20 protein-coding genes and 1 pseudogene are annotated in these 20,188 nt (G+C 65.0%); 11 read left to right on the top strand and 10 right to left on the bottom strand.

The window, feature by feature from the left end; translation table 11 throughout:
• Positions 1 to 8: 8 nt before the first annotated feature.
• On the top strand, positions 9 to 776 hold the full coding sequence (locus tag EI545_RS07885) for an amino acid ABC transporter ATP-binding protein (protein WP_125324965.1): 768 nt from the start codon (positions 9 to 11) through the stop codon (positions 774 to 776).
• Between the two features lie 100 nt (positions 777 to 876).
• Here the strand turns inward: EI545_RS07885 and EI545_RS07880 are convergent, their stop codons facing one another.
• The gene (locus tag EI545_RS07880) at positions 877 to 1,554 is read right to left on the bottom strand and encodes an arylesterase (protein WP_245990332.1); all 678 of its coding nucleotides are present in this window, start codon (positions 1,552 to 1,554) and stop codon (positions 877 to 879) included.
• Positions 1,555 to 1,573: 19 nt separating this feature from the next.
• Between EI545_RS07880 and EI545_RS07875 the strand changes: the two genes are divergently transcribed.
• Together EI545_RS07875 and EI545_RS07870 are read left to right on the top strand one after the other, a co-directional pair.
• Positions 1,574 to 2,266, top strand: a complete 693-nt coding sequence (locus EI545_RS07875; protein WP_125324963.1) for an ABC transporter ATP-binding protein — start codon at positions 1,574 to 1,576, stop codon at positions 2,264 to 2,266.
• On the top strand, positions 2,263 to 4,773 hold the full coding sequence (locus EI545_RS07870) for an ABC transporter permease (protein WP_125324962.1): 2,511 nt from the start codon (positions 2,263 to 2,265) through the stop codon (positions 4,771 to 4,773). Before EI545_RS07875 ends, EI545_RS07870 begins: the two co-directional genes overlap by 4 nt.
• Before the next feature lie 71 nt (positions 4,774 to 4,844).
• Here the strand turns inward: EI545_RS07870 and EI545_RS07865 are convergent, their stop codons facing one another.
• On the bottom strand, positions 4,845 to 5,570 hold the full coding sequence (locus EI545_RS07865) for a BUD32 family EKC/KEOPS complex subunit (RefSeq protein ID WP_125324961.1): 726 nt from the start codon (positions 5,568 to 5,570) through the stop codon (positions 4,845 to 4,847).
• A gap of 78 nt (positions 5,571 to 5,648) precedes the next feature.
• Positions 5,649 to 6,587 carry a hydroxymethylbilane synthase gene (hemC, locus tag EI545_RS07860; RefSeq protein WP_125324960.1) on the bottom strand — a complete coding sequence of 313 codons (939 nt, stop codon included), beginning with the start codon at positions 6,585 to 6,587 and terminating at the stop codon, positions 5,649 to 5,651.
• Positions 6,588 to 6,679: 92 nt separating this feature from the next.
• Here hemC and hemE point away from each other — a divergent pair, with 92 nt between their 5' ends.
• On the top strand, positions 6,680 to 7,708 hold the full coding sequence (gene hemE, locus EI545_RS07855; RefSeq protein ID WP_125324959.1) for a uroporphyrinogen decarboxylase: 1,029 nt from the start codon (positions 6,680 to 6,682) through the stop codon (positions 7,706 to 7,708).
• Positions 7,709 to 8,617 carry a DMT family transporter gene (locus EI545_RS07850; RefSeq protein WP_125324958.1) on the top strand — a complete coding sequence of 303 codons (909 nt, stop codon included), beginning with the start codon at positions 7,709 to 7,711 and terminating at the stop codon, positions 8,615 to 8,617.
• A gap of 113 nt (positions 8,618 to 8,730) precedes the next feature.
• Here the strand turns inward: EI545_RS07850 and EI545_RS07845 are convergent, their stop codons facing one another.
• The 4 genes from EI545_RS07845 to argB all read right to left on the bottom strand — a co-directional run bounded on the left by EI545_RS07845 (position 8,731) and on the right by argB (position 11,646).
• Positions 8,731 to 9,234 (bottom strand): SixA phosphatase family protein, encoded by a 504-nt coding sequence (locus EI545_RS07845; protein WP_125324957.1) that lies wholly within the window; start codon positions 9,232 to 9,234, stop codon positions 8,731 to 8,733.
• Complete coding sequence (locus EI545_RS07840) at positions 9,231 to 9,881, bottom strand: ferredoxin (protein WP_245990331.1); 651 nt, start codon at positions 9,879 to 9,881, stop codon at positions 9,231 to 9,233. The genes EI545_RS07845 and EI545_RS07840 overlap by 4 nt, the downstream gene beginning before the upstream one ends.
• Entirely contained in the window at positions 9,860 to 10,651 is a 792-nt protein-coding gene (locus EI545_RS07835; protein ID WP_125324955.1) for a sterol desaturase family protein, read from the bottom strand. Before EI545_RS07835 ends, EI545_RS07840 begins: the two co-directional genes overlap by 22 nt.
• A 116-nt stretch (positions 10,652 to 10,767) precedes the next feature.
• A complete protein-coding gene (gene argB, locus EI545_RS07830) occupies positions 10,768 to 11,646 on the bottom strand; it encodes an acetylglutamate kinase (RefSeq protein ID WP_425471643.1) in 879 nt (292 codons plus the stop codon).
• A 174-nt stretch (positions 11,647 to 11,820) separates the two neighbouring features.
• Between argB and EI545_RS07825 the strand changes: the two are divergent.
• Positions 11,821 to 12,551, top strand: a pseudogene (locus EI545_RS07825) (SDR family oxidoreductase).
• 83 nt (positions 12,552 to 12,634) lie between these two features.
• Here EI545_RS07825 and EI545_RS07820 read toward each other — a convergent pair.
• A complete protein-coding gene (locus EI545_RS07820; protein WP_125324953.1) occupies positions 12,635 to 13,186 on the bottom strand; it encodes a DUF3833 domain-containing protein in 552 nt (183 codons plus the stop codon).
• A 116-nt stretch (positions 13,187 to 13,302) separates the two neighbouring features.
• Here EI545_RS07820 and ttcA point away from each other — a divergent pair, with 116 nt between their 5' ends.
• The 5 genes from ttcA (at position 13,303) to yihA (ending at position 19,520) form a co-directional block, all read left to right on the top strand.
• Positions 13,303 to 14,184, top strand: a complete 882-nt coding sequence (gene ttcA, locus EI545_RS07815; protein ID WP_125324952.1) for a tRNA 2-thiocytidine(32) synthetase TtcA — start codon at positions 13,303 to 13,305, stop codon at positions 14,182 to 14,184.
• Between the two features lie 176 nt (positions 14,185 to 14,360).
• On the top strand, positions 14,361 to 15,749 hold the full coding sequence (locus EI545_RS07810) for a bifunctional diguanylate cyclase/phosphodiesterase (protein ID WP_245990330.1): 1,389 nt from the start codon (positions 14,361 to 14,363) through the stop codon (positions 15,747 to 15,749).
• A gap of 530 nt (positions 15,750 to 16,279) precedes the next feature.
• Entirely contained in the window at positions 16,280 to 18,112 is a 1,833-nt protein-coding gene (gene yidC, locus EI545_RS07805) for a membrane protein insertase YidC (RefSeq protein ID WP_125324950.1), read from the top strand.
• Positions 18,109 to 18,873 carry an MOSC domain-containing protein gene (locus EI545_RS07800; protein ID WP_245990329.1) on the top strand — a complete coding sequence of 255 codons (765 nt, stop codon included), beginning with the start codon at positions 18,109 to 18,111 and terminating at the stop codon, positions 18,871 to 18,873. Before yidC ends, EI545_RS07800 begins: the two co-directional genes overlap by 4 nt.
• Positions 18,870 to 19,520, top strand: a complete 651-nt coding sequence (gene yihA, locus EI545_RS07795) for a ribosome biogenesis GTP-binding protein YihA/YsxC (RefSeq protein ID WP_125324949.1) — start codon at positions 18,870 to 18,872, stop codon at positions 19,518 to 19,520. Before EI545_RS07800 ends, yihA begins: the two co-directional genes overlap by 4 nt.
• A 3-nt stretch (positions 19,521 to 19,523) precedes the next feature.
• Here yihA and yidD read toward each other — a convergent pair whose 3' ends face one another.
• Together yidD and rnpA are read right to left on the bottom strand one after the other, a co-directional pair.
• Positions 19,524 to 19,772 carry a membrane protein insertion efficiency factor YidD gene (yidD, locus tag EI545_RS07790; protein ID WP_125324948.1) on the bottom strand — a complete coding sequence of 83 codons (249 nt, stop codon included), beginning with the start codon at positions 19,770 to 19,772 and terminating at the stop codon, positions 19,524 to 19,526.
• Positions 19,769 to 20,176, bottom strand: coding sequence for a ribonuclease P protein component (rnpA, locus tag EI545_RS07785; protein ID WP_125324947.1), 408 nt, complete (start codon positions 20,174 to 20,176; stop codon positions 19,769 to 19,771). Before rnpA ends, yidD begins: the two co-directional genes overlap by 4 nt.
• Positions 20,177 to 20,188 lie beyond the last annotated feature (12 nt).

Here is a 20,188-nt window from a genome sequence, read left to right as displayed (position 1 = left end):
GACATATCATGGCAGAAGCATCGAAAATGCAGGTCTCGGACGAGATTGCGATCCAGATCCAGGGCATGAACAAGTGGTACGGTCAATTCCACGTCCTGCGCGACATCAACATGACCGTGCAGCGCGGGGAAAGGATCGTGATCTGCGGTCCGTCCGGGTCGGGCAAGTCCACGCTGATCCGCTGCATCAACCGGCTGGAGGAACACCAGCAGGGCCACATCGTCGTGGATGGCACCGAACTGACCAATGACCTGAAGAACATCGACAAGGTCCGGTCAGAAGTCGGGATGGTGTTCCAGCACTTCAACCTGTTCCCGCATCTCACGATCCTGGAAAACCTGACGCTGGCCCCGATCTGGGTCCGCAAGGTGCCGAAGCGTGAGGCGGAAGAGACCGCGATGTACTTCCTTGAAAAGGTCAAGATCCCGGAACAGGCGCATAAATACCCCGGCCAGCTTTCGGGTGGCCAGCAACAGCGCGTCGCCATCGCGCGCAGCCTGTGCATGCGCCCCCGGATCATGCTGTTTGACGAACCGACCTCGGCCCTTGACCCCGAAATGATCAAGGAAGTGCTGGATACGATGATCCAGCTTGCCCAGGAAGGCATGACGATGATCTGCGTCACCCATGAAATGGGCTTTGCCCAGGCCGTGGCGAACCGGGTGATCTTCATGGACCAGGGCCAGATCGTCGAACAGAACGAACCGAAAGAGTTCTTCACCAACCCGAAGTCCGACCGGACCAAGCTGTTCCTCAGCCAGATCCTCGGCCACTAGCCGGGCGATCAAGGGGCGCCTCCTCGTTCGACTTCGTCTTCTCGTCGCCCCCGGTGCGAGGAGTGACGAAGTCATCGACGAGCGGGTTGCAAGGGCTGGCCTAGTCCGCAACCCGCTCCAGCAATTCCTCGACCTTCGGCCCCAGCCCCTCCACGATCAGCTTCACGCCCTCGGGGTTGGGGTGGATGCCGTCCGCCTGCATGAACACCGCCAAAGACGCCGGATCAGAGGGGTCTGCCCCCGCCGCCCTCAGGCCCGCGAAGAAATCTTCGGCCAGACCAGCCCCATATTGCGCTGCCAGATCGACATACATCGCATCGAACGCAGCCTTGTACTCCGGCCCGAAGTTCGTTGGCGCTGGCATCGCCACCAGCAGCACCGGCAGCCCCCGCGCCGCCGTTTCCTGCAAGATCCCCTCCAGGTTCGTCCGTGACCCGGCCGGGTCCAGCCCGCGCAACAGGTCATTGCCCCCCAGCGTCACGATCACCGCATCCGCCTCCGGCCCCAAAGCCCAGCCCACCCGGGCCAGCCCCCCCGCCGTCGTATCCCCCGACACGCCCGCATTCTGCACCACCACATCCGCGCCCCGGGCCTTCAGCCAACTCTCCAGCTGCGGCACAAGCCCATCGCCCTGATCGGCCAGCCCATAGCCCGCCGTCAGGCTGTCACCCAGTGCCACGATCGTGACAGGCTCGGCAAAAACCGAACTTGACAGTGCCAAGACTGCAACCGCAGCATTGCGAACCGCGCGAACCGCGCCATATCCGTTGGATGCCACTACCCGAAGGACCCCTTGAATGACCGATACTGTCCTCGCGTTGACCGACGCGCGCCTGACCCTTGCCGGCAATGCCGGCCCGGTAGAGATCCTGAAAGGCATCTCGCTGGAGATCGCCAAGGGCGAAACGGTGGGGCTGATCGGTCCGTCGGGGTCTGGCAAATCGTCTCTCCTGATGCTCATGGGCGGGTTGGAGCGTGCCACCAGCGGCAAGGTTCTGGCCTTGGGCCAGGATCTTACCACGATGGACGAAGACGCACTCGCCCGCTTCCGCAGAGGGAATATGGGGGTTGTGTTCCAATCCTTCCACCTCATTCCCACAATGACCGCGCTTGAGAACGTTGCCTTGCCGATGGAACTCTCCGGCACACCCGACGCTTTCCAGCGGGCCGAGGCGGAATTGGCCTCCGTCGGCCTTGGCCACCGCATCGACCATTACCCCGCCCAACTCTCCGGCGGCGAACAGCAGCGCGTCGCCCTTGCCCGTGCCGCCGCCCCCCGTCCGGCGATCCTGCTGGCCGATGAACCCACCGGCAACCTTGACGGCGTGAACGGTCAGGCGATCATGGACATGCTCTTTGGCCTCCGCGACCGGCATGGCGCGACGCTGGTCCTTGTGACCCACTCGCCGGAACTTGCCACCCGCTGCGACCGCGTCATCCGCCTTGCCGATGGCCTTCTTGCCCCCGAACTCAAGGCCGCCGCTGAATGAGCCTCGCTTTCACGATTGCCCGCAGGGAACTCCGTGGCGGCCTGCGCGGGTTCCGCGTGTTCCTCGCCTGTCTCGCGCTGGGCGTTGCCGCCATTGCCGCCGTTGGCACCCTGCGCACCGGCATCCAGCAAGGCCTGACCGATCAGGGCGCCGTCATCCTTGGGGGTGACGCCGAAATGCGCTTCACCTACCGCGCCGCCGACGAAGGCGAACGCGCCTACATGGACAGCATCGCCACCCGTGTCTCCGAGGTTTACGATTTCCGCTCCATGGCGCTGATTGACGGCGATCAGGCGCTCACCCAGGTCAAGGCGGTGGATGACGGCTGGCCCCTGACCGGTGCCGCCACGCTGGACCCCGCCATTCCCGTGGCCGAGGCTCTGGCCAGCCAGAACGGCCTGCCCGGCGCGCTGATGGACCCGGTCCTGATCTCGCGGCTCGGGCTTGCCATCGGCGACACCTTCCGCCTTGGAACGCAGGACTTCCGCCTGACGGCCGCCCTGACCCGCGAACCAGACAGCGCGTCCACCGGCTTCGCCCTTGGCCCCCGCACCGTGGTGCGGACCGATGCGCTGGCCAATTCCGGCCTTCTGACCGCCGGTTCCCTCTACGAAACCCGATACCGCCTGACCCTGCCCCCGGGCACCGACCTGCAGCTTCTGGAAAATCAGGCCGAGGCGCAGTTCCGCGACAAGGGCATGCGCTGGACCGACAGCCGCAACGCCGCCCCGGGGATCGAAGGCTTCGTTGACCGGATCGGCAGTTTCCTTGTGCTGGTGGGCCTTGCCGGGCTTGCCGTGGGCGGTGTCGGCATCTCGGCGGCGATCCGCAGCTATCTGGACGGCAAGACCGAAACCATCGCCACGCTGAAAACCCTTGGGGCCGAAGGCGGCCTGATCTTCCGCGTCTACCTGTGGCAGACCGCCCTCCTCTCTGCCCTTGGCATCCTGATCGGCGTCGCCCTTGGCGCGCTCGTCCCCATGCTGGCCGCTCCCTTGATCGAGGCGTCGCTGCCCTTCCCCGCCACCATCCGCCTGTCGCCCATGGCGCTGGTCGAGGCCGGGTTTTACGGCGCCCTCTCCGCCCTGATCTTCACCCTGCTGCCCCTTGCCCGCACCGAACGTATCCGCCCCGCCGCCCTCTACCGGGGCGGTTCCGGCACCCGCGGCTGGCCCCGTGCGCCCTATCTGGTGGCGCTTGTGGCGCTCTCCGTGACGCTGATCGGCACCGCGACATGGTTCTCAGGCATCCCGGAGCTTGCGCTGGGCGCCGCCGGGGGCATCCTCGGCTCCCTGTTGATCCTGTCGCTGGCCGCCCTTGGCCTGCGCCGCGCTGCCCGCCGTGTGGCGCGCACAAAGGCCACCCGTGGCCGCCCCGCGCTGCGCGCGGCCCTCGCCTCCATCGGTGCGCCAAGGTCTGACGCGACCTCCGTCATCCTGTCGCTTGGCCTTGGCCTGTCGGTGCTGGCGGCGGTCGGCCAGATCGACTGGAACCTGCGCGCCGCCATCGCGACAGACCTGCCCACGCGCGCGCCTGCCTTCTTCTTCGTCGACATCCAGCCCGACCAGTTGGAGGGCTTCCTAGACCGCGTGACGAACGACCCCGCCGTGACCGAGGTGGAAACCGCCCCCATGCTGCGTGGCGTGGTCAACCAGATCAACGGCCGCCCCGCGCGTGAGGTGGTGGACCACTGGGTCGTGCGCGGCGACCGTGGCATCACCTACGCCGCCACCCCGGGCGAGAAAACCCGCATCACCGCCGGCACCTTCTGGGCCGAAGATTACGCGGGCGACCCCCAGATCAGCTTTGCCGCAGAAGAGGCGGAGGAGATGGGGCTGAAACTCGGCGATACCCTCACCGTCAACATCCTTGGCCGCGATATAACCGGCACGATCACCTCATTCCGCGAGGTGGACTTTTCCAATGCCGGGATGGGTTTCGTGATGACCCTGAACCCCGCCGCCCTTGCCGGTGCGCCCCATACCCACATCGCCACCGTCTACGCCCCGCCCGAGGCCGAGGCGGCGATCCTGCGCGATGTGACCAAGACTTGGCCCAACATCACCGCCATCCGCATCCGCGAGGCGGTGGACCGCGTGGCCGAAGCCCTGTCCGCCATCGCCACCGCCACTGCCTGGGCGGCAGGGGGCACGCTTCTGACCGGCTTCATGGTCCTGATCGGCGCGGCTGCAGCAGGCGAACGCGCGCGCATCTACGAATCGGCGATCCTGAAGACCCTCGGCGCGACACGCGGCAAGATACTCTCCAGCTTCGCCCTCCGCTCGGCCCTCATGGGGGCGGCGGCGGGGGTGGTCGCGGTCGCCGCAGGCGGCATCGCCGGCTGGGCGGTGATGACCTTCGTGATGGACTCGACCTACCGCTTCGAACCCGTCTCGGCGCTGGGCATCGTGTTCGGCGGCGTTCTGGCAACCCTGCTTGCCGGCCTTGCTTTCGCGCTGCGTCCGCTGGCCGCCCGACCCGCCCAGACGCTGCGCGCGCAGGACTGATCTGCACTTGGTCTTGCTCTTTGGCAAATACTCCACGGGGGTGCGGGGGTGTGAAACCCCCGCTTCGCCGGTCACAACCGGCGCAGCCGGGCCAATGTCGGGCCCACCGCCCGCATCTCGCGACTTCCCGGCCGCACCTTTGCCAGACCCCGCGCCAGCCAGCCCAGCGGCGCCAGCCACCGTGCCAGCCGCCGCACCCGGTCCACCGCCCCCTCCGGCGCGTTGGTCGCATAGGACGCCAGCGCCGCGTCCAGCCAGCGCGGGTCGTCGGGCCAACTGGTAAAGGCGGTTTGGGCGAACATCACCACATCCGCCGCCTGCCAGACCCCGCCACGCCGCGCGGGCCGGAACCGTTCCAGATCAATGAACCGCGCCTCGACCCCATCCCAGCAGATGTCGCGCACCGCAGGCCGGCCATGCACCAGCCCCGCCCAATGCAACTGCCCCAGCGCCCGACCGGCGCGGGCAAAGGCGGCCAGCTTCTCCGCCTCGCTGCGCGCAGGGTCCGCGACCAGCTTGGTCAGCACCGGCCCCGCATCGGGCATCAGCACCCAGTCCGGCCCCTCCAGCGCCACAGTGGCCACCGGAAGCCCCTTGGCCGCCAGCACATGCAGCCCGTCCAGTTCCGCCTCGAACGCCCGCGCCGGGTCACCCTTTTGAAGCCGCATCAGGCCCGACAGCCGCTCCACCCGCTTCAGCCAGAACCGCCGCCCATCGGGCAGGTCCAGCCGCCGCACCCGCTTGGGCGGTTCAGCGAGGGCCGCCTTTACTCTGGTTTCAAGATCAAGGTCCGGCACCCGGCAACGCTCCACCAAGGACCGGACGGATGTAACGGATTTCAGGCGGATTTGTAAGGGACCCGCACAGACCCAGCCTCAGCCAAAGAACCCCGGCCCCGCGCGGCCCAACAGCTCATCCGCCAGCGTGCGGCCCAACTGCGCCCCATCCGCCACCTGCCCCCGCAACTCTCCGGTCACGGACGCCGACCCATCCGGCCGCAAAAGCTCCCCCCGCAGCCACAGCGCATCGCCCTCGATCACCGCAAGCCCGGCAATCGGCGTTTCGCAAGACCCGTCCAGCCGCGCCAGGAAACTGCGCTCTGCCGCCAGCCGAAGCCCCGTCTCGCCATGGTGGATCGCCGCCAACAGCCCCGCAACCCGCGCGTCGGACGATCGCCGCTCCACCCCGATCGCGCCTTGGGCAACCGCAGGCAGCATCTCCTCCACGTCAATCGGCCCGCGGGCCACGCTGGCCATGCCCAACCGGTTCAACCCCGCCATCGCAAGGAAGGTCGCATGCGCCACACCGTCCTCCAGCTTGCGCATCCGCGTCTGCACGTTCCCCCGGAACTCCACCAGTTTCAGGTCCGGCCGCCGCAGCGCCAGCTGCGCCCGCCGCCGCAAGGAGGAAGACCCCACCACCGCGCCCTGCGGCAGTGCCGACAGTGACGGCACCGTGGGCGACACGAAGGCATCCCGCACATCCTCACGCGGCAGGTAGCAGTCCAGCACCAACCCCTCGGGCTGGACCGTTGGCATGTCCTTCATCGAATGAACCGCGATGTCGATTCCGCCGTCCAAGAGCGCTTCTTCGATCTCGCGGGTGAACAGGCCCTTGCCGCCAATCTCGCGCAGCGCCTTGTCCTGGATCTGGTCGCCCATCACCTTGATCACCACAATCTCGAACGCGGCTTCCGTCAGGCCGAAGGCCTGGCCCAAGCAGCGTCGCACCTCATGCGCCTGCCACAAGGCCAGCGGAGAGCCACGGGTTCCAATCTTCAACGGGCGGGCGGGGGAGGGGAGATCATCACGCATGCGCCAAGGCATAACGCTGTCAATCAAGCCTGACAACTCTTGACAACCTCTCTCCTCCGTCGGACCCATGGGGAAATAAAGATGAGGCAGACATGACCAAGACAATCCTGCGCGCTCTCAAGGGCGAGGTTCTTCCCACCCCGCCGATCTGGATGATGCGTCAGGCGGGCCGCTACCTGCCAGAGTACCGCGAAACCCGGGCACAGGCCGGCGATTTCCTCAAGCTGTGCTACAACCCCGACCTTGCGGCCGAAGTCACGCTGCAGCCGATCCGCCGCTATGGCTTTGATGCCGCGATCCTGTTCGCGGACATCCTTCTGCTGCCGCAGGCGCTGGGCCCGAAGCTGTGGTTCGAAACCGGCGAAGGCCCCCGGATGGAAACCACCACCACGATGGGTCAGGTAGAGAATCTGAAACCGACCGGGGCAATCCACGACACCCTGTCGCCCATCTATGAAACGGTGCGCATCCTTGCCCGGGAACTGCCAAAGGAAACCACCCTGATCGGCTTTGCCGGGGCCCCGTGGACCGTGGCCACCTATATGGTCGCGGGCAAAGGCTCCAAGGATCAGGCCGCCGCGCATGGGCTGAAAGACCATGACCGCGCCACCTTCCAGGCCCTGATCGACCGCATCACCGACGCGACGGTGGAATATCTTTCCGCCCAGATCGAAGCCGGGGCCGAGGTGGTCAAGCTGTTCGACAGCTGGGCCGGGTCGCTCAAAGGCCAGGATTTCCGCGATTTTGCCGAAGCCCCCACCGCAAAGATCATCGCCGCGCTCAAGGCCCGCCATCCCGGCACCCCGATCATCGCCTTCCCGCGTGAGGCGGGGCAGGGCTACATCGGCTTTGCCCACCGCACCGGGGCCGATTGCGTGGCCATCGACAATTCGGTCAGCCCGGAATGGGCAGCGGCGAATGTGCAGATTGACGGCTGCGTGCAGGGCAACCTTGCGCCCGAACACATGGTCACCGGCGGGCAGGCACTGGTGGCCGCGACCCAGCATGTCGTCCGCGCCTTCTCCAAAGGCCCGCACATCTTCAACCTTGGCCACGGGATCACCCCCGACGCCAACCCCGACAACGTGCAGCTGATGATCGACACGGTCCGGGCCGGGTAAATGGCGGGCAGTCTGTGGGTTCTGGCGACACTGATTGCCGCCGCTGCCCAGACCGCCCGCAACGCGGCGCAATCGGGGCTGACCGCGAAGATCGGCACGCTGGGGGCCACGCAGGTCCGCTTTGTGTTCGGCCTGCCGTTTGCGCTGCTGTTTCTTGCGCTGGCCAGCCTTGGCACGGGTGAAGGTCTGCCCGGGCTGACCGGCTCCAGCCTTGCCTACACCACCCTTGGCGCGGTGGCGCAGGTTGCCGCCACGGCGCTGATGCTGGTCACGATGAAATCCCGCTCGTTTGCAGTGACAACGGCGTGGATCAAGACGGAACCCGTGATGGTCGCCCTGATCGCCGCCGTCACGATTGGCGACGCGCTGACCCCGGCAAAGCTCGTGGCCATCGTGGTCGCCACGGCAGGCGTGGTGATCCTGTCCACCAAGCCCGAAACCACGCGCGGCATGCTGCGCGACTGGGGGCCAGCGGCAACCGGCCTTCTCGCGGGGCTGCTGTTCGGGGTCGCCGCCATCGGCTTTCGCGGCGGAATCCTTGGGCTTGCCGACGGCAGCTTCCTGATCCGCGCCTCCACCATCCTTGTCCTCAGCCTTGCGCTGCAAAGCGCCATGTTGCTTGCATGGCTGGCGGTCTTTGATCGGCAGGCGGTTGCAGCCTCGTTCGGCGTCTGGCGCACCTCGCTCCTGGCGGGGTTCCTTGGGGCCTTCGCCTCGCAGTTCTGGTTCATCGGCTTTTCGCTGACCACCGCCGCCAATGTCCGCACGCTGGCCTTGGTCGAGGTCATCATGGCGCTGGCAGTCTCGGCCTATGTCTTTCGCCAGCCGGTAAGCCCACGCCAAAAGATCGGCATGGCGGTGATCGTGCTTGGGGTGGGCCTGCTCCTGACGGCGCAAAGGCCATCCTAGGGTAGGTGCCAACCCACCGCCCCGGCATGGCGATTCCCTAACAAAACCCTAATGGCTGCTTGCAAGCCATTGATATTCATGTGGTCTCTTGGGTGTCCCTGCCCGGGACAGCCTCAGGCGACAATCTCGCTCGGAACGACGAAATCCACCGTGACACCGGATCCAAAAGTGACCTGACCCCAGTCCTTAACATCAAACTCCACCACCAGCGTGGCCCCGGTCGGATAGCGGGCAAACTCCGGGTTGGCAGGGGGGTGGGCGACAAGGCGGGCGGCGAATTCGGCGATGCCGGGGTTGTGGCCGATCATCATCACGGTTTCGGCCATGGCGTGGCGCAGCACCGCCATCATCACATCCGGCCCGGCATGGTAGAGCGCCGGCTTCAGCTCCAGCAAAGGCGTCCCCGGCAGGGCGGGGGCGATGCCGGAAAAGGTCTTGCGGGTCCGCAGCGCGTCAGAGCACAAGACCTCGTCCGGGACATGGCCCCGGCTGGCCAGCCACTGGCCAAGGTCCGCCGCCGCCGCCTTGCCCCGGTCGTTGAGGGGGCGGTCATGGTCCGGGGTGAGCGGATCGTCCCATGAGGATTTCGCGTGCCGCGTCAGGATCAACCGCTTCATTTGTGGAACTGCCTCATGTGATAGGCCGACTGTTTCGGCAGTCTTGCATAGGACTGCGACAGCGGGCAAGCGCGGCGAACCTGACAGCCGCCGGTCATGCAGTCCTGCCCCTCGGCCCGGTTCAGGAAGGCATGGCAGGCCGGGACATCATACCCCGCGCCGGTGAGGGCTTTGGCCGGGCAGGCGGTCAGACAGGGGGCGGGGCAGGTGTCGCAGGGGCGGGGGGCGGGGGCGGGAACCGCGACCGCCTCCTTCAACGCCAGCGCGCCGCGAAAGCTGACCATCAACCCTTGCCGCGCGTGGACCAGCAGGCGGACCGGGCTGTCCCAGACCTGCCCGGTCCGCAGGGCCCAGGCGTAGAACGGGTGATAGGGCGGCCCGCCAAAGGGGAACAGCGCCTTTGCCCCCAGATCGCAAGCCAGCCGCCCGATCACCCGGCGTGACCAGCGGTCAACCGGGTCGGGCTGGCCGTCCCATTCGGGCTGGGCGGTCAGATGCGGCCAGAAGCCGGGCTCCAGCGGCCCAAGCAGCAGCACAGTGCGGGTGCCCGCAGGCAACCCCGCCTCATCCTGATCGACGGCAAAGCCACCCAGCACCTCCAGCCGTTCAGCCGAAAGCCGCGCGGTCAGCGTCGAAAGGGAAGCCACAGCGCCCAGCCCAGTTGCATCGGTCGGTCGTCCTGCCATTCCAGCCCCACGGTCATCGCATCGTGCCCGGCCACTGGCTGGGGCACATAGGTGCGGAAGATGCGGTCCCAGACTGACAATGAAAAGCCGTAGTTGCTGTCATGCTCGGACCTGAGCACCGAATGGTGGACCCGGTGCATGTCCGGGGTCACCAGCACCAGCCGCACCAACCGGTCCAGCCAAAGGGGCAGCTTCAGGTTCGCATGGTTGAACATCGCGGTGGCGTTCAGCAGGATTTCGAACACGACCACCGCAAGGGCGGACGGGCCGATCAGATAGACCAGCCCAACCTTCAGGGCCGAGGAGGCGACAATCTCGACCGGGTGAAACCGCAGGGCCGTGGTCACGTCGAAATCACGGTCGGCATGGTGCACCCGGTGGAATCGCCAGAACAGCGGCACCTTGTGGGTGATCAGGTGCTGCAGCCAGATGGAAAAGTCGAAGATCAGGATGGCAAGGATCAACTCCACCCAGCCCGGCAGGTCCAGCAGGTTGAAAAGCCCAAGCCCCAGCTGCCCGGCATCCACCGCTGCAGTGACGGCAAGGATTGGCACGGCAAGAGCCAGCGCCCGAAGGGTCAGCGTGTCGATGGCCACAAGCGCCAGGTTTGTGGTCCAGCGGTGGGGTTTTGGCTGCACGAGGGGGCGGCGCGGGGCCAGCCGTTCAAGGCCTGCCAATACGGCAAGGAGACCTACGAAGGCGGCGATCCGGAGGGCAATCTCGTGTTCCAAGGGGTAGCCCTTTTGGCCTGCCCCTTGACCCTAATCCATCAATGCGCCCGGGTTCCAGCGCGGCAAATCTTTTCGAAAAGATTTGCAAAAGCCTTCGAAGGCTTTTGGCGTCCGCGTCAGCCCCGGCTGTGCGGCTTGACCCGTGGGGCGGTGGCGCGGATCTGGCTGCCGGCACCATGGTCGGTGAACAGCTCCAGCAGGCAAGCGTTCGGGATGCGGCCATCAAGTATCGTGACCGCCCGCGTGCCCTGTTCGATCGCCAGCAGAGCGGTTTCAGTCTTGGGAATCATCCCGCCCGAAATCACGCCATCAATCGTCATCTGGCGGATCTCCTCGGGCGTGATCTGGGTCATCACCTGGCCTTCGGCGTTCTTGACACCCGGCACGTCGGTGAGGAGGAGCAACCGGTCGGCCTGCAAGGCCCCCGCAATGGCCCCTGCGGCAGTGTCACCGTTGACGTTGAACGTTTCGTTATCCGCCATCCCGGTCCCCACCGGAGCGATGACCGGGATGATGCCCGCGCCGTAAAGGTCACGCAGGACCTGCACGTTCATCTCCACCGGGCGGCCGACGTAGCCAAGGTCGGGATCATCCGCCTCGCACACCATCAGGTCGTCGTCCTTGCCGGAAATGCCCACCGCGCGGCCGCCTGCATCCATGATCGCCTGCACGATCCGCTTGTTCACAAGGCCCGACAGGATCATTTCGACCACCTGCACGGTTGCCTTGTCCGTCACCCGCTTGCCGCGCACGAATTCGCTCTTGATCCCCAGCTTGCCCAGCATGTCGTTGATCATCGGCCCGCCGCCATGGACGATGACCGGGTTCACCCCGACTTGCCGCATCAGCACGATGTCGCGGGCGAATTCCGCCATCGCTGCATCGTCGCCCATGGCATTGCCGCCGAATTTCACCACCACAACGGCACCGGTGAATCGCTGCAGGTAGGGCAGGGCTTCGGAGAGCATCTTGGCGGTATTCAGGGCGTCTTGCATGGTCAGGGTCTGCTGTTTCATTGCGGGCCTCCGGAACTGTGCCCGGCATAGGGCTTTTGCCCGCCTGTGCCAAGCGGCGGATCAGGCTTTGGGTCATTCCGGCGGCAATCTGGGCGGGGCGTCGCTTGCCTTTCCCGACAGGAAGGGTAGGGTTTCCGCCACAGGAGAGACCGCATGTCCGAACAGAAGACGATCGTTTTGACAGGGGCCAGCCGTGGCATTGGCCACGCGACGGTCAAGCGGTTCTCGGCCGAAGGGTGGCGGGTGCTGACCTGCTCGCGCCAGCCGTTCGACCCGCGCTGCCCCTGGCCGGGGGGGAGGACAACCATATCCAGCTGGACCTTGCCGATCCGAACAAGACCATTGCCGCGATCGAGACGATCAAGGCCAAGGTTGGGGGCCGGATTCATGCCTTGGTCAACAATGCCGGGATCAGCCCGAAGGGCGCGGGCGGCGCAAGGCTTAGCACGCTGGATACCGACCTGCGCACCTGGGGCCATGTCTTCCATGTGAATTTCTTTGCGCCGGTGATTCTGGCGCGGGGCTTGCGCGATGAACTAGCGGCGACCAAGGGGGCCATCGTCAACGTCACCTCGATCGCCGGGGTACGGGTGCACCCGTTTGCCGGGGCGGCCTATTCGACGTCAAAGGCCGCGCTGGCGGCGTTGACCCGGGAGATGGCGCATGATTTCGGCCCCTTGGGCGTGCGGGTGAACGCCATCGCCCCGGGCGAGGTGGAAACCGCGATCCTGTCGCCCGGCACCGACAAGATCGTGGAAAAGCTGCCGATGCAGCGGCTGGGCCAGCCGAAGGAAGTGGCGGATGTGATCTGGTTCCTGTGTTCAGACCAGTCCAGCTACATCTCGGGCGCCGAGATCGAGGTCAACGGCGCCCAGCATGTCTGAGGGGCCGCTCATCAAGCCCTTCGGGCATTCTTCGCTGCGCCGGCCAAGCGATGAAAGCCCGAAGTGGCTTGAAGAGCGATTGGTCACTTCAGCTTTTCAAAGCTGATCGTGACATCGCCCACATCGACCCCGAAGCGCCGCATGTAGGCGCGGTTGAGCAGCCGGTCGTCTGAGAGCTGCCACATCCAGTCGTCAAAGGTCACGCGGACAGTGTCTGCCGTACCGTCTGCTGCCGGGACCGGCAGGTCGATGGTATAGCGCCAGTTGAACCGGTCGCCGTCTTCGATGCCGGTCGCCTCACCAATCACGCCCGGAGCCGTACCCCGCCAGGTTTGCGAGACGGTTTCGGGGCCGGTCTTGACCAGGGTCCAGATGCGCTGTTCGGTCGATCCGTCCTCATAAACGAAATCCTCAACCAGCCGCAGCCGTTTGCCGTTCCAGTCACCCTTGATCGTCACGTCAAAGCGGCGGCGGACGGTGCCGAAGATGTCCTGAAACTGGCCTTGGGCGACAAGGGTGCCGTCAAAGAACTCTTCCAGGTTCAGCTCCCGGTCGCTGAGTGCGGGGTCGTTGAGCGATGGCTTGCCGGTGCAGGCGGCAAGGAATGCTATGGCCGAAAGGGCAAGGACGCGCATCGGAATCTCCTTTCAGGGTGATACGCTGGTCAGGCCGGACTGGATGACTGCCGGCAGTGCTTTGCCTTGCCTCACACGCTCTGGCATAAGGGCGCATCCTTTGCCCCGGTGACCCCATGCTTGATGACGCCGACGACATCCACCCGCTGTTTCATGGCGCGCCCAAGGGGCTGGAGTTTCGCAAGCTGCGCAAGCGGCTGGTAAGCCAAGTGCGCGAGGCGGTGGAAACCTACGGCATGGCGCGCGACGGCGACCGCTGGCTGGTCTGCCTGTCGGGTGGCAAGGACAGCTATACCCTGCTGGCGATCCTGCACGAGCTGAAGTGGCGCGGCCTTCTGCCGGTGGACCTTCTGGCCTGCAATCTGGATCAGGGCCAGCCCGGCTTTCCGGCGACAGTGTTGCCGGACTTTCTGACCCGGATGGGCGTGCCGCACCGGATCGAATACCAGGACACCTACTCCATCGTGATGGACAAGATCCCGCAGGGGAAAACCTACTGCAGCCTCTGTTCGCGCCTGCGCCGTGGCAACCTGTACCGGATCGCCCGGGAAGAAGGCTGTTCGACCGTCATCCTTGGCCATCACCGCGATGATATTCTTGAGACGTTCTTCATGAACCTCTTTCACGGTGGCCGTCTTGCCAGCATGCCCCCGCGCCTTCTGAACGAGGAGGGCGACCTTTACCTTGCCCGTCCGCTGGCCTTTGTGGCCGAGGCGGATTGCGAGAAATTCGCCAAGGGCATGGGCTATCCGATCATCCCTTGCGACCTTTGCGGCAGTCAGGAGGGGCTGCAGCGCATGCAGGTCAAAAAGCTGCTTGACGATTGGGAGGCCAAGGTGCCAGGGCGCCGCCAAATCATGTTCCGGGCGCTGATGAACGTGCGCCCGTCGCATCTGGCCGACCCGTCCCTGTTCGATTTCGCCAGCCTTGCCGCCAGCCTTTCAGCGCATGCTCCGGCAGATAGCGACAATTCTTTGCATCTTTCGGCTGAGCGTTAAGGAACTGATCAGGAACATTCCCCTAACCTGACCGCAGCAAACGGGCACATGCCCCTTACATGCGGGGTGCCGGAATGCCACCTGGATTGCGTTGGTTGATACGGATTGGGTGGCGACCAGAGGTTGTGGTCTTGCTTCCTGCCGTAGCAGTTGCAGTTCTGTGGGTCGGGGGAGAGGTGGCCTTGGTTGCCCTTGCTGCAGGGCTGCCTCTGGCCTTCGCGCTGTCGCGCCGGCTTTGGCCCCAGGCTGCGGTTTCGGTGTCTGACCATGTGATCGACCGGCTTGATGGCGCGCTGCGGGACACGTCGCAGGGGGCGCGACAGACCGGATGTTTTGTCGTGCAGTTTGACGATCTGTCCTGGCTTTGTGATCGGCACGGGCGCTCTCGGCAGTCTGAAATTTTGGCCGCAAGCGTTGCCCGCATCCGCGGTGCGATGCGCCCGGGGGATATGCTGTTTCCGTTGGAAGACGGCAGTCTGGTGGTGGCGCTTGCGGCCACGCAGCGGCTGGATCTTGAAGTGATGGTCCGCATTGCGGGCCGACTTCAGATGGTTGTGCAGCAGCCTTTGGTCCTGACCGAAGGATCAGCGCAGGTCACCTGCTGCATCGGTTTTTGCCATGCGCGGCAGCTGGCTGTAGGTGGCGGGCGCAATCTGCTGGAAGCCGCGCAAATCGCGGTTGATGAAGCCCGGCGTCACGGACCGGGGGTGATCCGGGCCTATTCGGCCGATCTGGCACAGCAGCGCGCGCTGCGCGACAGCCTGCGCACAAGTTTTGCCGCAGCGATTGCGGCAGGCCAGATCCGCGCCCATTTCCAGCCTCAGCTTTCCACCGACAGCGGTGAGGTATCGGGGATGGAGGCGCTGGCGCGCTGGCATCACCCGGAACAGGGCTGTCTGCCGCCGGGCAAGTTCCTTCCCGCGCTGGAAGGCACGGATCTGATGGAATTGCTGACGCGCGAAATGCTGTCCCAGTCGCTGGAAGCCATGGCCGCGTGGGACAAGGCCGGGCTGCGGGTGCCGCAAGTTGCCGTCAACTTCGCCGCTGACGACCTGCGCGACCCGCAGCTTCCCGAACGGCTGAACTGGGCCCTGGACGCGCACGACCTTGCGCCATCGCGGTTGACGGTGGAAGTCCTGGAATCCGTCGTTGCGGGCGAAGCAGATGACATCGTCGTGCGCAACATCGCCCGCATTGCCCAACTTGGCTGCGGCGTGGATCTGGATGACTTTGGCACCGGCAATGCGTCGATCACCTCGATCCGGCGCTTTGCGCTGCAACGCCTGAAAATCGACCGCAGCTTCGTGCGCGACATTGACACCGACCGGGGCCAGCAAAAGCTGGTGACGGCAATCCTGTCTTTGGCCGAGAAACTGGGGCTCGATACTCTCGCCGAGGGGGTGGAGAGCCGGGGTGAGCATGCGATGCTGGCGCAATTGGGCTGCGGACATGTGCAAGGCTATATGATTGCCCGCCCGATGCCGTTTGAGGACGTCGCTCCCTGGCTGCTGCGACACCGGGAAAACCTGGCCCGTGCGCTGCGCATCGACGTAAGGGCGAAGTAGGGCCAAGGCTGGGGCTTGTCTGTCAGGTTGGACGTCGGCTTGGTGGGAGGCCGGTTTGGTAGTCGCTGTCAGGGTGTGAGCTGACAGGGTGGATGCCGAGAGGGCGGATACTGTCAGGGTGGAAATTGACAGGGTCGATACTGCCAAGGTCGAAACTGACGGGGTGAACACGGAGAGGGCGCAACTGGCCGCGTGAGCGCGCGCTGGGTAACTGTCTGCCAATCCCATTCATGCCGCTATCCGAAGTAGCATTTTGGTCAAGGCTTCAGTTGATCCGATGGTTGGGGGTGTCGCAGGGTCTGTCGCCCTGCGTCATTTGGGCCTTGTCCCCGAAACGGATGGGGTCCGGCGCGCCGTGTGAACCTTGGACAAGCACGCGTCAGATGGGTGCGTCATGCCCCAAACCGGCGCTGTCCCAACAGGGATTTGACAAGTCCTGCTGGCATTGGCAGGGCGAAAGGCCTTGACCTTTGCCCGCCCCTGTCGTTGAAGCACCGCTGATCGAAGATGATCCGAATGGTGGTTGGTCTATGGAAGAGCAGAACAACAAGAACCTTATTCTGGCGATGGTGCTGAGCGCAGCGGTGATGATCGTCTGGTTCGTCCTGTTTCCTCCACCCGAACCGGCCGCCGACCTGACGACCCCTACGGCAACCGAATCCGGTGCCCCGGTGGTATCATCTGTGGACCCGGCTGCCGCTCCGGCACTCGAAGGCCAGACGGTCACTGCCCCGGCCGTCCCCGAAGCCCCGCGCCTGACGATCGATACGGCAAAACTCTCCGGGTCGCTGTCGCTGCTGGGCGGGCGGATCGACGATCTGTCCTTGAAGAACTACCGCGAAACGCTGGAACCCGGGGCCGAGACGGTTCACCTGCTGGAGCCGGTGGGAGAACCGATGGCCTATTATTCGGTGTTCGGCTGGCTTCCGGGAACCGGCCTTGCCGCAGGCGACGTGCCGGACGCGATGACGGAGTGGCAGCCCGCGGGCGGCGACACGCTGGCACCGGGTGCCCCGGTCACGCTGCAATGGCAGAACGGCAAGGGCCTGACCTTCGTTCGCGAAATCGCAGTGGATGAAGATTACATGTTCACCGTGACTGACCGGGTCGAGAATACCTCAACCGGGGCGGTGACGCTGCAGCCCTATGGGATCATCGCGCGCCACGGGCTGCCGAAACTGCAGAACATCTTCGTCGTCCACGAAGGTGCCATCCAGCGCAACGACGGTGAACTTCTGGAAACCGACTATGCCGACATCACCGAACTGACCGTCGACCCGACCGAAGGCTTCCCGGCCGAAGTGACCGAGTCGACGCAGGATGGCTGGATCGGCTTTACCGATCACTACTGGATGACGACGCTGATCCCCGAACAGGGCAAGCCCTACAAATCGGTGCTGAAATATGTACCCAACTCGGGGATCTATCAGGCCGAAGTGCGGCCGCCAGCTGTCAGCCTGGCGGCGGGTGCCAGCACGACATCGACCTTGCGCTTCTTTGCCGGCGCGAAAGAATGGGCCACGATCCGTGCGTATGAGCGTGAGGGCGGGATTACCGGTTTCCTCGACTCGATCGACTGGGGCTGGTTCTACTTCCTCACCAAGCCGATCTTTGCGGTGCTGCACTGGCTGAACGCGCTGATCGGCAACATGGGTCTGGCGATCATCGCGCTGACCTTCGTGCTTAAGGTCATCGTGCTGCCGCTCGCGTACAAATCCTATGTCTCGATGGCGCGGATGAAAGAACTGCAGCCCGAGATGGAGGCGTTGAAGGAACGCGTGGGCGACGACAAGCAGAAGATGCAGCGCGAGATGATGCAGCTTTACAAGGACAAGAAGGTGAACCCCGCCGCGGGCTGTTTGCCGATCCTGATCCAGATCCCGATCTTCTTCGCGCTGTACAAGGTGATTTTCGTCACCATCGAATTGCGCCACGCCCCGTTCTTTGGCTGGCTGAACGATCTGTCGGCACCTGACCCGTCGTCGCTGTTCAACGCCTTCGGGCTTTTGCCGTGGGATGCCCCTGCAACCGGGACGCTGCTGCACCTGATCTTCATCGGTGTGCTCCCGATCCTGCTGGGCGTGACGATGTGGCTGCAGCAAAAGCTGAACCCGGCACCTGCCGACCCGGTGCAGCAGCAGATCTTTGCCTGGATGCCCTGGGTCTTCATGTTCATGCTGGGCGGGTTCGCCAGCGGGCTGGTGGTCTACTGGATCACCAACAATACGATCACCTTCACCCAGCAGTACATCATCATGCGCAGTCATGGGCATAACCCGGACCTGTTCGGCAACATCAAGTCTGGCTTCAAGAAGAAGCCCCCAGTGCCGGTGTCAGACAAGTCGAAGGTCAAGAAGAAGTGACCGGAGCCGGCATCGGGCGCGTGGCACATCTTGTCCGCCACCCGATCAAGTCTGCGGGCTATGAACATGTCGATGCGGTCGCACTGTCCGAAGGTGCCGCTTTTCCGTTTGATCGCACTTGGGCCGTGGCCCATGCGGCCGCGCGCCTGGCCGAGCCGCTGGCATGGGCGCCAAAGCTGCAATTCCTGCGGGGCTGGGGTTCGGCTGACCTGATGGCGGTGTCTTGTGTTTCGGATGTGCCCGCCCGCAGGGTGACCCTGTCGCATCCGCGCCGTCCGACGGAAAGCTTCTGCCCGGACGACGCTGCCGACGCTGCCCGCCTGATCGATTGGTTGCGCCCGCTTTGGCCGGAAAACCGGCCGGAGCCTGCGCGGGTCATCAGCGTTCCGGGGCAGGCGTTGACGGATCAGGATCAGCCGTTGGTGTCGATCAACAGCCTCAGCTCGCTTGCCGATCTGTCGTCGCGTGTGAGGCAGGATCTTTCAATCCACCGCTGGCGTGGCAATATCTGGGTAGAAGGCTGGGCGCCATGGGCCGAGCTGGACCTTGTTGGCCAAGAGATCAGCGTTGGCGGTGTCCGGCTGCGGGTAGTAGAGCCGATTGGCCGCTGCCGGGCGACCGGGGCGAACCCCGCCACGGGAATGCAGGACGCGGATATGATGTCGGCGCTGGAAAGCGGCTATGGTCATACGGACTTTGGCGTTTTCGCCCGCGTCATCAGCGGTGGGCCAATCGCCCTTGGGGATGAGGTACGCGCATGAGCATGGTCTTCACCCTTGCCCCGGAACCCGAGGACGCGGCCCGCGAAACCGGTCGGTTGCTGTTTGCCGGGCCGGTGACTTTTGTCAAAGGCGTGGTCGCCATGTCTGGGCTGCCGCCGGCGGACCGGACTGAGGTTTGTTTTGCCGGGCGGTCGAACGTTGGAAAATCCAGCCTGATCAATGCTCTGACCGGGCGCAAGACCTTGGCCCGAGCGTCGAACACTCCCGGTCGGACGCAAGAGATCAACTACTTCGCGCTGGGCGAGGCGCGCTATCTGGTCGACTTGCCGGGTTATGGCTATGCCGAGGCCCCGGTGGCGATTGTCGCCAAGTGGCAGGCGCTGCTGAAACAGTATCTTGCCGGGCGGCAGACCCTGCGCCGGGCTTTCGTGCTGATCGACGCGCGGCACGGGGTCAAGGATGTGGACGAAGAGATTCTGAAACTGCTGGACCGGTCGGCGGTCACCTTTCAGGCCGTGCTTACCAAGGTGGACAAGATCAACAAGGTTGAGCGTGCCGCCGTGATCGAACAGGTCAAGGGCGCGCTGGCCAAGCATCCGGCTGCCTATCCCGAGGTTGTGGTGACCAGTTCGGAAAAGGGCGAAGGCATCGAAACCCTGCGCGCCATCATCGCCACGCTGGAGTAGGCGTCAGCCCCGGGCGTCATGGTCAGGGTCCGCGCCCGGCACCGGGTCGTACCCATGCCCGCCCCAAGGATGGCAACGGCACAGGCGATGCGCGGTGAGGTATCCACCTTTCAGCGCCCCATGCCTGTCCAGTGCTTCAAGCGCATAGGCGGAACAGGTGGGTTGGAACCGGCAGCCATGGCCGACCCAAGGCGACAGAAGCAGACGATAGGCGCGGACGGGCAGGGCAAGCACATGGGCCAGCGGCGTCATGGCTTGGGCCGGTGGATGCTGCGCAGCGCTTGGGCCAGATCGGCGCAGAGGTCGGCGTAAGGGCGCGACACGGTCGCCTCTGGCCGGGCAACCAGAACATAGTCCCAACCGGGAAGCGCTTGTGCGGGCAGGCCTTCGCGGGCCAGCGCCCGAAGTCTGCGTTTGGCGCGGTTGCGCAAGACGGCATTGCCGATCTTCTTCGACGCGGTAAAGCCGATGCGGATGGTGCTTGTCCCGTCGCCCCGGTCACGCGCCTGAAGCAGGAAGCCACCCGTGCCCTGCCGCCGGGCCGAGGCCGCCTTCAGAAAATCGGCGCGCTTGCGCATAACGCAAAGCGAAACCGCCGGGGAACCCGCAGGGATTGTGGCATTGCTGCCTTGCCCCTGGTTCTCCGGCGGTGTCATGTCGCAACCCCT

The organism is Tabrizicola piscis, assembly GCF_003940805.1.
In the GTDB taxonomy this organism is placed as follows: domain Bacteria; phylum Pseudomonadota; class Alphaproteobacteria; order Rhodobacterales; family Rhodobacteraceae; genus Tabrizicola; species Tabrizicola piscis.
This window is presented reverse-complemented; position numbering and strand designations above follow the sequence as displayed.

Coding starts and splice junctions, on each gene's coding strand:
- EI545_RS07885 (WP_125324965.1), top strand. CDS start 9: ATGGCAGAAGCATCGAAAATGCAGGTCTCGGACGAGATTGCGATCCAG.
- EI545_RS07875 (WP_125324963.1), top strand. CDS start 1,574: ATGACCGATACTGTCCTCGCGTTGACCGACGCGCGCCTGACCCTTGCC.
- EI545_RS07870 (WP_125324962.1), top strand. CDS start 2,263: ATGAGCCTCGCTTTCACGATTGCCCGCAGGGAACTCCGTGGCGGCCTG.
- hemC (WP_125324960.1), bottom strand. CDS start 6,587: ATGCGTGATGATCTCCCCTCCCCCGCCCGCCCGTTGAAGATTGGAACC.
- hemE (WP_125324959.1), top strand. CDS start 6,680: ATGACCAAGACAATCCTGCGCGCTCTCAAGGGCGAGGTTCTTCCCACC.
- EI545_RS07850 (WP_125324958.1), top strand. CDS start 7,709: ATGGCGGGCAGTCTGTGGGTTCTGGCGACACTGATTGCCGCCGCTGCC.
- EI545_RS07845 (WP_125324957.1), bottom strand. CDS start 9,234: ATGAAGCGGTTGATCCTGACGCGGCACGCGAAATCCTCATGGGACGAT.
- argB (WP_425471643.1), bottom strand. CDS start 11,646: ATGCAAGACGCCCTGAATACCGCCAAGATGCTCTCCGAAGCCCTGCCC.
- EI545_RS07820 (WP_125324953.1), bottom strand. CDS start 13,186: ATGCGCGTCCTTGCCCTTTCGGCCATAGCATTCCTTGCCGCCTGCACC.
- ttcA (WP_125324952.1), top strand. CDS start 13,303: ATGCTTGATGACGCCGACGACATCCACCCGCTGTTTCATGGCGCGCCC.
- yidC (WP_125324950.1), top strand. CDS start 16,280: ATGGAAGAGCAGAACAACAAGAACCTTATTCTGGCGATGGTGCTGAGC.
- yihA (WP_125324949.1), top strand. CDS start 18,870: ATGAGCATGGTCTTCACCCTTGCCCCGGAACCCGAGGACGCGGCCCGC.
- yidD (WP_125324948.1), bottom strand. CDS start 19,772: ATGACGCCGCTGGCCCATGTGCTTGCCCTGCCCGTCCGCGCCTATCGT.
- rnpA (WP_125324947.1), bottom strand. CDS start 20,176: ATGACACCGCCGGAGAACCAGGGGCAAGGCAGCAATGCCACAATCCCT.